We start from the raw sequence: 12,766 nt of genomic DNA, 5'->3' as shown, positions 1-12,766 counted from the left end.
TTGAAGACCAAGCTCCATTGAGCGGATTACGTCGAATGACGCATAGCGCCCGTGCGCATCGACATTATCCTTTTCCTCTCATCGTCAGGAATGCTGCATGACACGCTGGCCGCTCATTTCTTCAGCCGCTCTCCTAGCCGTGGTGATAGTCGCGCGTGGAGACGCCTTGCCCACACAGAAGTCGACCTGGAATGGTACCGCTGCAGCAGCCTATCTGGACAATCGCCTCACTTGGTGGCGTCAATGGCCCAAGGCTGAGCGGGACCATGGCACACGCTGTGTATCTTGCCACACCTCCTTGCCGCATGTCCTTGCTATGCCATCGCTCCGCAACCCGTCAGGCAAGCAACGCCAAAGCGTCGATGAGATGGCAATGTTTGATGATGTGGTGAAGCGAGTCTATCTCTGGGATGAGGTAGAGCCGTTCTATCCAGACCAGACACGCGGCGTACCTAAGTCGGCAGAATCTCGCGGCGTCGAGGCCGTTCTCAATGCGCTGATACTGGCGACACGCGATCAGGAACGCGGTCACCTTGGACCCGACACGCGACAGGCTTTCGCCAACATGTGGGGCGTGCAAATGAAGGCAGGCGATCAGAAGGGCGGCTTCACCTGGCTCAACTTCCGGCTGGAACCTTTCGAATCCCCGACAGCGACCTATTGGGGAGCTACTTTGGCCGCGCTGGCTGTAGCGCGTGCGCCGGACGGGTATGCCGCCGATCCGGCGGTTGCTCCGCAGATTGAAGCATTGCGTGCCTATCTGCGAACAGGCATCGCCGGCTCGCTTTATTCCCGCGCGCTTATCCTGTGGGCTGACAACCAGCTTGGCGGCGTATTGTCGCCGGATCAGCGAAGCAAAGTGATTTCTGAATTAGTCGCATCCCAGCGAGCGGACGGCGGATGGAATTTACCAAGCCTATCAACCTGGCAGAGGATCGACGGCTCCAATCTGCCGGAAGAGAGTGACGGATATGCCACCGCGATTCTTGCCGCAATTCTGCGTGAGGTAGGAGGAGTGAACAGCGCGGCGGCGCTCATGAAGGCGCAGACTTGGCTGGCTGCTCATCAGAACAAGGACGGCTCTGTAACGGCAAAGTCGATCAATAAGGATCGCAAGCCTGGTACCGACGCCTACCTCTTCATGACCGACGAAGCGACCGGCATGGCCGCACTGGCAATGCGTCGATAGATTCCAACGGCACACTTCAACCAAAGCCGGCCGTTTCAAGGTCGTTGCGATAAAAAGTACTTTTGCAATGAATGCCCACTATTTCGGAAGCGCCCGTAATTAATACGATACCGGACGATCAGCTACTCGCGCCCTTCCGCCGCAAAGCAGTCAGTCCGCAATCGGCCCGTTCAAGGCACCCAGAATTGCTAAGCTGCCGGTCCGCAACTGGGGCTCGAAAAATGACCGCTGAGAGTCCGAGAAGGGTCTACGGTGGAACCGGCTGCGACGCGCCCAAGGCAGTCGCTCAAGGTCCAAGGGCGCGTTCCCCAAACCGGCCATGCCGGAAATCACCTGTTTGTCGGCAGCGTTATTGGCCCGCCAGGCCCGCCGATTGCCGCATGACACCAAGCGGGATAGAGAACCGCCGTTTCTACGCTGTAACCAGATGCTTCCTGGCTCGCTCATCGCAGCATAACTTTCAACCGAGCCTTTCGCTCTTTCCAATCAGACTGGGCCGTTTCCTTGAGATGTTGCGCGCTCCGTCTGATTGCATCGGCGCTGGCTCCAGTCTGCTCCCTTGCACACAAGACCTCGCCAGTTCAAAGCCCGCGGCCTGAATCAAGGCATTTAAGTCGTTCAGCAGGCGCAATCGACCGCCTAGCTTTTAGCAGCAGAAGCCTCGCTATCGCGAGGTCCGCCGGGAGCAGATCATGACACGACTTAAAGACCTTGCCATCGAAGCGCATGGAGGCCTCGAGCGTTGGCAGCAGTTCGGGCAGGTCTCTGTCGATCTCGTGCAGGGCGGCGTTTTGTGGCCGCTGAAGGGACAGCCACAGACGCTCGAGCGGACGACCGTCACGGTCGGCCTCAAGAAGCAGTGGGCTTCGCACGCACCCTTCGGCGCCGACAATCGACGCTCTCGCTTCGAGCCGGGCCGCGTCGCCCTGGAGGCTGAGGACGGAACAATGCTCGAAGAACTGCTCAATCCGCGGGCAAGCTTTGCCGGCCATACGTTGCAAACACCGTGGACGGAGTTGCAACTCGCCTATTTCGCCGGTTGCGCCATGTGGACCTATCTGAACATGCCGTTCCTGCTCGCCTGGCCGGGAACCGAGACAGAGGAACTGGAGCCCTGGCCGACCGACGACGGCGACTGGCGCCGCCTGGCAGTACGATTTCCTGCGGAAATCGCAACGCATAGCACCGTGCAGACGCTCTATTTCGACGTTGAGGGACTGTTGAAGCGCCACGACTACGATGTCGAGATTGCCGGCAACACGCCCGGCGCTCACACCATAGAAGACTATGCGGAAGTCTCGGGTATCAAATTCCCGACGAAGCGCCGGATCTATGCCCGCCAGCCGGACGGCAGCTTCGGCACCGATCCGCTCGTCGTCTCGATCGACCTCTCAAACATCCGCCTCGGCTAGCCGCCGGCTCTGGCACAGTGCGGGGCTGACCCTGTGCATGCCCCTTCGATCAAGGTATACAGTTATGAAAGCTATCGGTTTCCGCTCCTCCCTTCCGGTCAGCGATCCAGCCTCCCTCGCGGACATCGATCTGCCACGGCCAGACCCTGTAGGTCGAGACATTCTCGTGCGGATCGAAGCCATATCCGTGAACCCGGTTGACACCAAGATGCGGATGCGGCCTCCGGCGGAACCGGAGTCCTGGAAGGTGCTCGGCTGGGATGCCGCCGGCACCGTCGAGGCGGTAGGGCCGGAAGCGACCCTATTCGCGCCGGGCGACACCGTGTTCTACGCCGGGGCGCTTGGCCGTACGGGAACGAACGCCGAACTCCACCTGGTGGATGAGCGGATCGTTGGCAAAAAGCCCGCCTCGCTTAGCTTCGCGGAGGCCGCCGCCCTGCCGCTAACCGCCATCACGGCCTGGGAGGTCCTGTTCGACCGGCTCGACATCCGCAAGGCCGTGCCGGGCGCCGCGAACGCGCTCCTGATCATCGGCGGCGCCGGCGGAGTTGGATCGATCACGACGCAGCTCGCCCGCAAGCTCACCGATATCACGGTTATCACGACGGCTTCGCGCCCGGAAACAGCCGAATGGAGCCGCGGCCTCGGCGCGCACCATGTCATCGACCATTCAAAGCCGCTCTCGGCGGAAATCGAACGGCTTGGGATCGGACAGCCGGCTTTCGTGTTCTCGACCACCAACACCGATCAACATCTTGTTGAGATCGCTAAGCTCATCGCGCCGCAGGGCCGTTTCGCCCTGATCGATGACCCAGCGTCGCTGGACGTGTCGCTATTCAAGGTGAAGAGCGTGTCAACGCACTGGGAGTTTATGTTCACTCGTTCGATGTTCGCTACGGCCGACATCGCGAAGCAAGGGGCGCTGCTCGACGAGGTGTCGAGGCGGGTCGATGCCGGAACGCTGAAGACCACCCTGGCTGACATTTTCGGGACCATCTCGGCCGAAAACCTGCGCCGCGCCCATGCCCTGATCGAAAGCGGACGTGCGAAGGGCAAGATCGTGCTCGCAGGCTGGCCGGCCCCCGGCGCGGGCTGACGGGAAAAAGTGCCGCCCGAATGGCGCAGATAGTAGCCAAGGCTGCGGGCACGTCCATCGCGCACTGGAATCGGTACTTCTCGGCACGGGGGGCTAGAGGGCGGCGAGCGGCCCGGCATCATTGCGAATCGCCCTCGGAACCTCGCCATGCACTCGCGCAAACGCGATACGCATCCGCTCCCGATTGGCAAATCCCACCTCGCGGGCGATGACCTCGATCGGCAACCGGCTCTGCTCCAGCATCAGCTTCGCGGCCTCGAGTCGCAGCGCCTCGATCGCCTTGGCCGGCGTCGTGCCGGTTTCCGCGCGAAAGAGCCGCGTGAACTGTCGCGAGCTGAGGCAGGCCGCCTCGGCAAGATCGTCGATCGTCAGGCTTTGGGCGAGGTTCTGTCGGGCGAAGTTCAGCGCGCGCTGGACCCTGTCCTCGTTGGCGCCGAGGTCAAGCAATGTGGAATGCTGCGACTGTCCGCCCGGGCGGCGATGGTACATCACCATGCCCTTCGCGACCGAGCGGGCGACCTCGACTCCATGGTCGCGCTCGATAAGGCCGACGACGAGGTCGGTTCCCGCCGTCATGCCGGCCGATGTCCAGATCGGGCCGTCCGCGACGTAGATCTTGTCCATGTCGACCTGGCAGCCCGGAAACCGGTCCTGCAGAGTCTGGGCGTAACGCCAGTGCGTCGTGGCGCGCCGGCCGTTCAACAGGCCGGCGTCTCCGAGGATGAACGAGCCGAGGCAGATCGCCGCGACGCGGCGGGCGTCAAGCGCGGCGGCGCGAAGGAGACGAACGAGACCCGGCGAGGATGTTGGAATCTCCAGGCCCGCAGCGACGATCAGCGTGTCGTAGGGCGTGTCATCGAGCGCTTCCGTCATGACCTGCATGCCGGATGTGGAGGCGACCAGTCCGCCTTCCTCCGAGAGCACGCGCATGTCGTAGAGCGTCTTGCCGGCTTGCTTATTGGCCACGTCGAACGCCGCGACGGCTCCGAAGCAGACGGGTTGGAAACCGGGGCACAGGACGAGGCCGATCTTCATGCTTTCTCCGAAAACTTTGTCTCCGCCGGAAAATAGGTGCTTCGGCGGTGGCTCGCCATGCCCATGGCCGGAATGATGGCATCTGCGTCCTGTCGGCGCCGCAACGCCCCTGATAGCCATCCCTCAGTTGTCAGTCACAGGAAACCGCATGTCACTCGAAACCGCAAGGACCGATCATCTCGACGCCGACGGCGTACGCTACGCTTACCGGCGCCTCGGCTCCACCGCCGGAACGCCGCTCGTTCTGATGCAGCATTTTACCGGGACGATGGATGCCTGGGACCCGGCCGTTGTTAACAGTCTCGCCGAGACGCGGCCCGTCATCGTCTTCGACAACCGCGGCATCGGCACCTCGACGGGAACAACACCCGACAGCGTGGAGCAGATGGCGGCGGATGCCGAGACGTTCATACGCGGGCTTGGCCTCTCCAAGGTCGATCTTCTCGGCTTCTCCCTCGGCGGCATGCTCGCTCAGGTCCTCGCCGGGCAGCACCCCGGATTGATCCGCAAGATCATCATCGCCGGCGCGGCGCCGCGAGGCGGCGAGGAACATCTGCTCGCCGTCGTGGAGGACGCGTTTGCGAAGGACGCGCCGGATGTGCGCCTGCCCTTGTTCTTCACGCCCTCCGAAGAAAGTCAGCGCGCGGGCAAGGCATTCGTCACCCGGGCAACCGCGCGCACGCAGGACCGTGACCCGGACAGCGGTGACGATGTCAGCGAGCCGCAGGCGAAGGCGATAATCGGCTGGTGCGCCGCGAGGGATGAAGGCGATATGGCGCTGCGCGCCATCGGGCACCCCGCGCTCATCGTACATGGCAGCGACGACACGATGTTTCCCAGCATCAATGCCTACACCATGTTCAAGGCGATGAAGAACGCGCAACTCGTCCTTTATCCGGACTCTGGCCATGGCGCGCTGTTCCAATACCCCGAGACGTTCGTCGCCCATTGCCGAACCTTTCTGGACGCGTGAGGAGAAAACAGATGCGCGATCTTCAGCAGCAGGTGATCGAAGCTCATGGTGGCCTTGAGCGGTTCCGGCGGTTTTCCTTCCTGACAGCCAGGCTCCACCAGTTCGGCATTCTCTGGGATCTGAAGGGCCGGCCGGACACGCTTACCCACGCCGATGTGCGGGTGAACCTGCGAAAGGAGGAGGTCTCCCACTGGCCGTTCCACCCGACGCATAACCGATCGCGTTTCACGCCGGACGAGGTGACGATCGAGACGCCGGAAGGCGATGTGATCGAGAGGCTCACGCAGCCGCGTGCAAGCTTTGCGGGATTCGCGATGGAGACGCATTGGAGCGATCCGCAACTCGCCTATTTCTCGGGCTATACGATGTGGACCTACCTGACCTCGCCCTTCATCCTCGCGCAGCCGGGCGTCGTGGCGGAGGAGATTGCGCCCTGGTTGGAGCAAGGCGAAACCTGGCGCCGCCTGCGGGTGACCTTTCCCGCGACCATCGCCACCCACAGCAGCGAGCAGACCTTATACATCGGTCCAGATGGCCTGGTGCGTCGCCACGACTATGAGGTCGAGATCCAGGGCGATAACGCGGCAGCGCGCTATCTTCTCGAACCAGTAGTGGTCGAGGGTATCGTGCTGCCCTCCAAGTTTCGGGTTTATCCGCGCAATCCGGACAACACACCCGCCGCCAAGCCCCTCATCGTCGGGGTGGATCTTTCGGATTATCGATTTGAGTGACGCTGCTCGCCAAGGCGACCCGCCATCATCCGACACATTCGAAACTGGAGTTTCTTTCATGCCCACTCTCAAACTCGCGGACGGCACCGAGATTTTCTACAAGGACTGGGGTCCCACGCACGCACAGCCGATCGTCTTCCACCATGGCTGGCCGCTCAGTGCGGATGACTGGGACGCACAGATGCTGTTCTTCCTGTCCCACGGCTATCGCGTGATCGCCCATGACCGGCGTGGGCATGGCCGCTCGACCCAGACCGACACCGGCAATGACATGGACACCTATGTCGCCGATGTCGTGGCGCTCACCGACCATCTCGATCTCAAGGACGCAGTCCATATCGGCCATTCGACCGGCGGCGGCGAGGCAGCGCGCTATGTCGCCCGCGCCAAGCCTGGCCGTGTCGCCAAGGCGGTGCTCGTCGGTGCGGTGCCGCCGATCATGGTGCAGTCCGAGAAGAATCCGAGCGGCACCCCGATGGCGGTGTTCGACGGTTTCCGCGAGGCGCTCGCCGCCAACCGAGCGCAGTTTTATCTCGATGTGGCGAGCGGTCCCTTTTACGGCTTCAACCGTCCGGGCGCGAAACTCTATCCGGGCACGATCCAGAACTGGTGGCGGCAGGGCATGATCGGCGGAGCCAAGGCACATTACGACTGCATCGCCGTCTTTTCCGAGACCGACTTCACGCAGGATCTCCGGGCGATCGATGTGCCTACGCTGGTGATGCATGGCGATGATGACCAGGTCGTGCCGATTGCGGCCGCCGCGGAGCTGTCGATCAGGCTGTTGAGGCATGGTCAGCTCAAGGTTTACAAGGGGTATCCCCACGGCATGCTGACCACGCACTCTGATGTGCTCAACCCCGACCTGCTCGCCTTCATCCAGGGCTGAACGATCGCCCTCATCGAAATGGAGAAATCTCATGACCAGTTCCAAGGGCGTCGCTCTCGTTACCGGGGCATCGGCCGGGATTGGCGCAGTCTATGCCGACCGTCTCGCGAAGCGTGGTCACGACCTCGTCCTCGTTGCGTGCGATTTCGCGCGCATGGCGCAGCTAGGCGAGCGGCTCCGCAGCGAAAACGGAGTCGCCGTCGAAATTATCCCGGCAGACCTCACGCTGGACAGTGACGTCACCAAGATCGAGCAGCGCCTCGCCGTCGGCGACCGTCGATGCGCCGGTAAACCTGGACCTTTCCGCCTAAGATCTCGTGCCTCTGCATGACAAACCGCCAGTGCTGCAAGGGGAGCCTGGGCCGGAATGTCTTACAAATCGCAAAACTGCGCAAATGTGCGTAACCATCCGGTGAAGGCCGCCGCACAGCTCTGACTAGGCGATAATGGATCGCTGGTTGGGCTGCCACTTCCAGGGCAGCAACTCGTCGAGTTGGCGGGCCGGATGCTCGGCAATGCGAGCGAGCACATCGGCGAGCCAGGCCTGCGGATCGACATCGTTCAGCCGGGCGGTCTGGATCAGGGTGTAGAGGATTGCTGCGCGCTGGCCGCCGCGATCGGATCCGCAGAACAGCCAGGCCTTCCGTCCGAGCGGCACGCAGCGCAGGGCGCGTTCGGCGGCATTGTTGGTCAGGCAGACCTGGCCGTCCTCAAGGAAGCGAGTGAAGGCGTCCCAGCGGCGCAGCATGTAGTTGATGGCCTTGGCTAGGTCGTGGTTGCGCGACAGCCTGGCGAACTGGGTGGTGAGCCAGGCATGCAGTTCGGCAATAAGAGGCGCACTCAGTTCCTGGCGCACAGCGAGCCGCTCGGTAGCATCCTTGCCATTGATGCCGCGCTCGATATCGAACAGAGCATCGATCCGCTGCACGGCCTCGATCGCGATCGGGTAGATCATGCCAGCATGCTTGCCGCGGCTCTTCTTGCGGGCCGCACTGGCAACGTCGGCCAGTTCGAAGAACTTGCGCCGCGCGTGGGCAAAGCAGCCGGCCTCGAGCACGGGCGCAGGCATGCGTCCGGGAGCATAGAGCTCGCCGTAACCACCATAGGCATCGGCCTGCAGGATCCCTGACCACGACGATAGATGCGCTCTTGGATGATCTCCGCGCCGATCGCGCGAGTAGTGGAACAGCGCTGCGGGCGGATCGGCGCCGGCGAACGGTCGGTCATCGCGCACGTAGACCCAGAGTCTGGCCGTATCGGTCTTCACCTTGGCCATGACGGGCACGGTCGTATCGTCGCCATGCAATCGCTCGGCAGCGAGGACGTGCGCCTCGATGAGGCGATACAGCGGCGTCAGCGCAAAGGCGGCGGCACCGACCTGGTCGGCAAGCGTCGAGGTGCTCAGCGGCACGCCTTCGCGGGCGAAGCGCTCGGCCTGGCGGTTGAGGGGCTGGTGCTGGCCGTACTTCTCGAACAGCAGCATGGCGAGGAAGCTGGGGCCAGCCCAGCCACGCGGTACGACGTGGAAGGGCGCCGGCGGCTGTGTGATCGTCTCGCAGTCCCGGCAGGAGAACTTCTCGCGCACGGTCTGGACGACCTTCCAGGCGCGCGGGATTACCTCAAGCGTCTCGGTGACGTCCTCGCCCAGCTTGGACAGCCTGCTGCCGCCACAGGCCGGGCAAGAGCACGGCGCCGGCACGATGACCCGCTCGCGCGGCAGGTGTTCGGGAAACGGCTTCCTGGCCGGCCGCTTGCGTTCGAAGGCGGTGACGGTAGCGGTCTTCTCGGCCGCAACCTCGGCAGCAAGATCGTCCTCGGCGGCGTCGGCTTCGAGATCTTCGAGCTGCAGTTCCATTTGGTCGAGCAGGCGGCGGGTGCGCTCGGCGCTGGCACCGTACTGCTCGCGTCTGAGCTTGGCGATCTGTAGCTTGAGGTGCGCGATCACCGCCTCGGTGGCGCTCTCCCGGGCATGGGCATTGGCGAGCTTGGCTTCGGCCTCATCGGCCCGCTGGGTCGCACTCGCCAGCAGCGCCTTGAGCGCTTCAATATCGTCAGGAAGGGGCGAAACGACGGCTTCCATGACCGCGATGGAATCACAGAAACCCACCCAAATGAAGCGCAAAATGCTCCGCTGGAGAAGAAAACGACGTCCCTATCCAGCGCTCTGCGGACGCCAGGAATACTGCGGGTTGCGCCAGTCGATCCCGTCGAGCAGGCAGGCGAGTTGCGAAGCTGTCAGCGACACCATCCCGTCCTTCGCCGATGGCCAGACAAAGCGTCCCTTCTCGAGCCGCTTGGCGTAGAGCGACATACCGATCCCGTCGTGCCAGATCAGCTTCACCAGAGATCCGGCCCGCCCGCGGAACACGAACAGATCGCCGCCATGGGGATCGCGCTTGAGGCCCTGTTGGACCAGCAAAGCGAGTCCCTGCATCCCCTTGCGCATATCCGTGTGCCCCATCGCGATCCACACACGGGCGCCTGAGGGAATCATCGCAATGCCTTCAACGCCGAGGCCACCAGCGCCGGCGAAGCCGAGGCAAAAATGCTGATCCGCTTGCCGCGCGCCAGGTCGATGACGATCGCGGGCTGCAAGCCGGAAGGAGCGACGTCGATATCTTCGATCATCACGGCCGCGGCGAAACCGGGAGCCGCCAAATCGTCCGGTTCGGGCTCGGAGTGAGCATCGCGCAGCTTACGCCGCCACGTGTAGACCAGCGCAGTCGACACATCACGTCGCCGTGCGACCTCGGCGACGCAGGCCCCGGGCGCGAAGGCCTCGCTCAGGATCTTCAGCCGTTCCTCGTCGCTCCAACGGCGACGCCGCTCAGGCCCGGAAAACACTGTCATCTGACCCATCGACCGCTCCTAAGCGCACTCTTAAGAGCGTACTTAAGACCGGTCGCTTACCTCATCGACAAGGCGCGAGCCACCGGATGGGTACAAATGTGCTAGCGTTGTGCTAGGCACATCGGAGCCCTCGCCGATTTCGACGATTGCCTTAAGATGCTGTTTTGATTGTAAGTGTTGGTTGCGGGGGCTGGCTTCCCCTGTTGGTATAACTTTGGATCCCGGAGTTATACCGACGTTGGTTGCGGGAGGGCGCAGTCCCCGTTGGTATAATTGGCCCCCTCCCCCGCCTTCCTTGCTTACAGCATTGAGAATTCCCATGAGTTGCCCGCACAACTCCGCGTAAACCTGTCCTCGGTCAGGGCCGGGCGATATGATGATTTTCCCAACGATTGATCGAATATCCTGGGCCACCTCATCCCGCAGCGCTGGGTCTTTCAGAGCCTCTATCAGATATGCAACGCGCCGCCGGTATAGCTCTGCGACGTTCGGATGGATGTCCGGGACCACTACCGAATGTTCAACGTGTCGATGTTGCAGTTCATCACGCTGCTGTTCCAGATCGCTCAATCGGGCCTTCATGGATGGCTGATACATGCCATCCTCGATCGCAGAGAGAATCCCTGCGATCGCGCGTTCGACCTTGTCTAAACTACGGCGGTCCAGTTCCGCCTGAGCGCGTTGCTCCCGGTTGGCGGAATTGATTTGCTCGATGTAACTGGCCACGGCCTGCTTCACTGCGTCCGCAGAGACGAGGCGCTCCGATATTCCATGAAGCGCACGTTTCTCCAGCATCTCACGCCGGATCGTTCGATTGTTGCTGCACATGCCCTTTCGGAAGTGGTTGTTGCAGCCGTATCGATCGTTGACGATGATCGTGCAGTTCCCGCCGCAAACGCCGCACTCGATCATACCCGAGAACAGGAAGACCGGCCGATGCAGGTTGCGAAGCCGTTTTCCTTTGGATGCGCGAATTCCATCCGCCACGGCCTTATAACGCTCGCCAATTTCTTCCGCGCGTTGACGCGCCGCCTGCCACAGCTCGTCAGTCAGGATGCGCATTTCCGGCACATCCTTCCTGATCCATTCGGATTCAGGGTTGGGCCTGGAGACCCGCTTTCCCGTCGACGGGTTCTTGATGAATCTCTGCCGATTCCAGACCAGCACGCCGATGTAGAGTTCATTGTGGAGGATGCCGGTCTTGCGCGCCGCATGTCCTCTGATTGTCGTATCCGACCACTGTTTGCCGAATGGGCCGGGGACGTTATCGTGATTTAGGTCGCACGCGATCGCGCGGGGGCTCTTGCCATTGGAGAACTCTCGGAAGATCCGTTGGACGACGAGAGCTTCCGCCTCGTTGATTGATCTCTCGCCGCGAACCAGTTCGCCGCTCGCATCGACCCTCTTCAGCACGTTATAGCCGTAACACAGACCGCCGCCCGATTTGCCCTTCTCGACCCGACCCCTTAGCCCTCGGTGCGTTTTCTTCGCAAGATCCTTGAGAAAAAGGGCATTCATCGTACCCTTCAGTCCTACGTGCAGCTCCGATATCTCGCCTTCTGCGATGGTAATCAGTTTCACGCCAGCGAACTGAAAGTGCTTATACAGAGTCGCGACATCAGCCTGATCTCTGGATATGCGATCGAGCGCTTCGGCAAGGATCGTGTCGAATTTGCCGAGTTGTGCGTCCTGAAGCAGCGATTGAATTCCCGGCCTCAGAATTACGGAGGCGCCAGAGATTGCTGCATCCTGATAGGTTCCGATGATGCGCCATCCCTCCCGGACTGCTTGATCGCGGCAAATGGCGAACTGGTCGTCAATCGAGGTCTGACTTTGCATATCGGTCGAGTATCGGGCGTAAAGCACAGTGCGGGTCAAGATGCGTCTCCGGTCGTGGGTGCCGGCCTTGTGCGGAAGGCTGCATGCCAAGGATTTAGAGTCCGAATGTTCATCCCTATGCCCTCTTTGGCATTGCGGGTGACGAGAATGAGACTGTTGGACGCTGCCGTCGCAGCAACGAGCGAAGCGATGACCGAATGAACGTCGTCATTTCCTGAGGCGCTCCATGCGTCTGCCGCCTCCGCGTCGACCGACAGGAGCCTATCCTCGAAGCTGTGCTTTGCCTCATCCAGCCAATCCTGGAAACGGACTGCTGCTTCGGGATCAGCCTCGCGGAGATCCCTTGCCCGCCGACGCAGTTCTCCCAAGCTGAGAACACTGAGAAACAGCCTGTTTGATTCCGTTTCCTTCAGAAACCGCTCGACGTTCGGATGCATCGGCATTCTTCGGGTTTCGACCAGCACGTCGGTGCTCAGGAGGAAGTTCTCATTGCCTTTCAACCCTCTCCCTCCCCTATGGCGCGGAGTGTCGACTCAGGTAACGCGAGGTTCGCCTTGGGACCGCCCAACAACCATTCCTGAAAGTCCGGCCTTTGGGACGTCATGGCAGAATAGTCCGCAGCAGAAAGCAGCACCGCGCGAGGTCGGCCATGGCGCGTGATCATTTGAGGTCCACGGGCCTGTGCCGTTTCAATCACTTCGCTGAGCTGGTCTTTCGCTTCCTGAAGTTGCCAGGCACGCATATCCAAACCC

At 61.9% G+C, this 12,766-nt stretch carries 13 protein-coding genes and 1 pseudogene; 7 read left to right on the top strand and 7 right to left on the bottom strand.

Features of this window, described 5'->3' with window-relative positions; translation table 11 throughout:
* Positions 1-316 precede the first annotated feature (316 nt).
* The 3 genes from ACXJ16_RS17995 (at position 317) to ACXJ16_RS17985 (ending at position 3,697) form a co-directional block, all read left to right on the top strand.
* Positions 317-1,189, top strand: coding sequence for a prenyltransferase/squalene oxidase repeat-containing protein (locus ACXJ16_RS17995; protein ID WP_443486866.1), 873 nt, complete (start codon positions 317-319; stop codon positions 1,187-1,189).
* A 692-nt stretch (positions 1,190-1,881) separates the two neighbouring features.
* On the top strand, positions 1,882-2,601 hold the full coding sequence (locus ACXJ16_RS17990) for a hypothetical protein (protein WP_463922928.1): 720 nt from the start codon (positions 1,882-1,884) through the stop codon (positions 2,599-2,601).
* A 64-nt stretch (positions 2,602-2,665) separates the two neighbouring features.
* A complete protein-coding gene (locus tag ACXJ16_RS17985) occupies positions 2,666-3,697 on the top strand; it encodes a zinc-binding alcohol dehydrogenase family protein (protein WP_463922927.1) in 1,032 nt (343 codons plus the stop codon).
* A gap of 93 nt (positions 3,698-3,790) precedes the next feature.
* Here ACXJ16_RS17985 and ACXJ16_RS17980 read toward each other — a convergent pair whose 3' ends face one another.
* Positions 3,791-4,732: a GlxA family transcriptional regulator gene (locus ACXJ16_RS17980; RefSeq protein ID WP_132470080.1), complete on the bottom strand. Its 942-nt coding sequence runs from the start codon at positions 4,730-4,732 to the stop codon at positions 3,791-3,793.
* 148 nt (positions 4,733-4,880) lie between these two features.
* On the opposite strand from ACXJ16_RS17980, the gene ACXJ16_RS17975 reads away from it, so the two are divergent.
* From ACXJ16_RS17975 to ACXJ16_RS17960, 4 genes and pseudogenes are all read left to right on the top strand, one after another.
* Positions 4,881-5,705 carry an alpha/beta fold hydrolase gene (locus ACXJ16_RS17975; protein ID WP_054436069.1) on the top strand — a complete coding sequence of 275 codons (825 nt, stop codon included), beginning with the start codon at positions 4,881-4,883 and terminating at the stop codon, positions 5,703-5,705.
* A gap of 11 nt (positions 5,706-5,716) precedes the next feature.
* Positions 5,717-6,436 (top strand): hypothetical protein, encoded by a 720-nt coding sequence (locus ACXJ16_RS17970; protein WP_463922926.1) that lies wholly within the window; start codon positions 5,717-5,719, stop codon positions 6,434-6,436.
* Between the two features lie 58 nt (positions 6,437-6,494).
* Positions 6,495-7,325, top strand: coding sequence for an alpha/beta fold hydrolase (locus ACXJ16_RS17965; protein WP_054436067.1), 831 nt, complete (start codon positions 6,495-6,497; stop codon positions 7,323-7,325).
* 31 nt (positions 7,326-7,356) lie between these two features.
* Positions 7,357-7,587 (top strand): annotated as a pseudogene (locus tag ACXJ16_RS17960) (SDR family NAD(P)-dependent oxidoreductase); the annotation flags it as partial.
* Between the two features lie 174 nt (positions 7,588-7,761).
* Here ACXJ16_RS17960 and tnpC read toward each other — a convergent pair.
* From tnpC to ACXJ16_RS17930, 6 genes are all read right to left on the bottom strand, one after another.
* Positions 7,762-9,405 (bottom strand): IS66 family transposase, encoded by a 1,644-nt coding sequence (gene tnpC / locus ACXJ16_RS17955; protein WP_463923293.1) that lies wholly within the window; start codon positions 9,403-9,405, stop codon positions 7,762-7,764.
* Positions 9,406-9,477: 72 nt separating this feature from the next.
* Positions 9,478-9,825: an IS66 family insertion sequence element accessory protein TnpB gene (tnpB, locus tag ACXJ16_RS17950; protein ID WP_142633893.1), complete on the bottom strand. Its 348-nt coding sequence runs from the start codon at positions 9,823-9,825 to the stop codon at positions 9,478-9,480.
* The gene (gene tnpA / locus ACXJ16_RS17945; protein ID WP_454798499.1) at positions 9,816-10,184 is read right to left on the bottom strand and encodes an IS66-like element accessory protein TnpA; all 369 of its coding nucleotides are present in this window, start codon (positions 10,182-10,184) and stop codon (positions 9,816-9,818) included. Before tnpA ends, tnpB begins: the two co-directional genes overlap by 10 nt.
* A gap of 33 nt (positions 10,185-10,217) precedes the next feature.
* On the bottom strand, positions 10,218-12,053 hold the full coding sequence (locus ACXJ16_RS17940) for a recombinase family protein (protein WP_463922925.1): 1,836 nt from the start codon (positions 12,051-12,053) through the stop codon (positions 10,218-10,220).
* Positions 12,050-12,514, bottom strand: coding sequence for a PIN domain-containing protein (locus ACXJ16_RS17935; protein ID WP_463922924.1), 465 nt, complete (start codon positions 12,512-12,514; stop codon positions 12,050-12,052). Before ACXJ16_RS17935 ends, ACXJ16_RS17940 begins: the two co-directional genes overlap by 4 nt.
* Positions 12,511-12,756, bottom strand: a complete 246-nt coding sequence (locus tag ACXJ16_RS17930) for a type II toxin-antitoxin system Phd/YefM family antitoxin (RefSeq protein ID WP_463923292.1) — start codon at positions 12,754-12,756, stop codon at positions 12,511-12,513. The genes ACXJ16_RS17935 and ACXJ16_RS17930 overlap by 4 nt, the downstream gene beginning before the upstream one ends.
* Positions 12,757-12,766 lie beyond the last annotated feature (10 nt).

The sequence above is a fragment of the Novosphingobium sp. TK71 genome (genome assembly GCF_055361505.1).
Note: the sequence above shows the minus strand (reverse complement) of the source record. Positions and strands in the feature narration are given on the sequence as shown.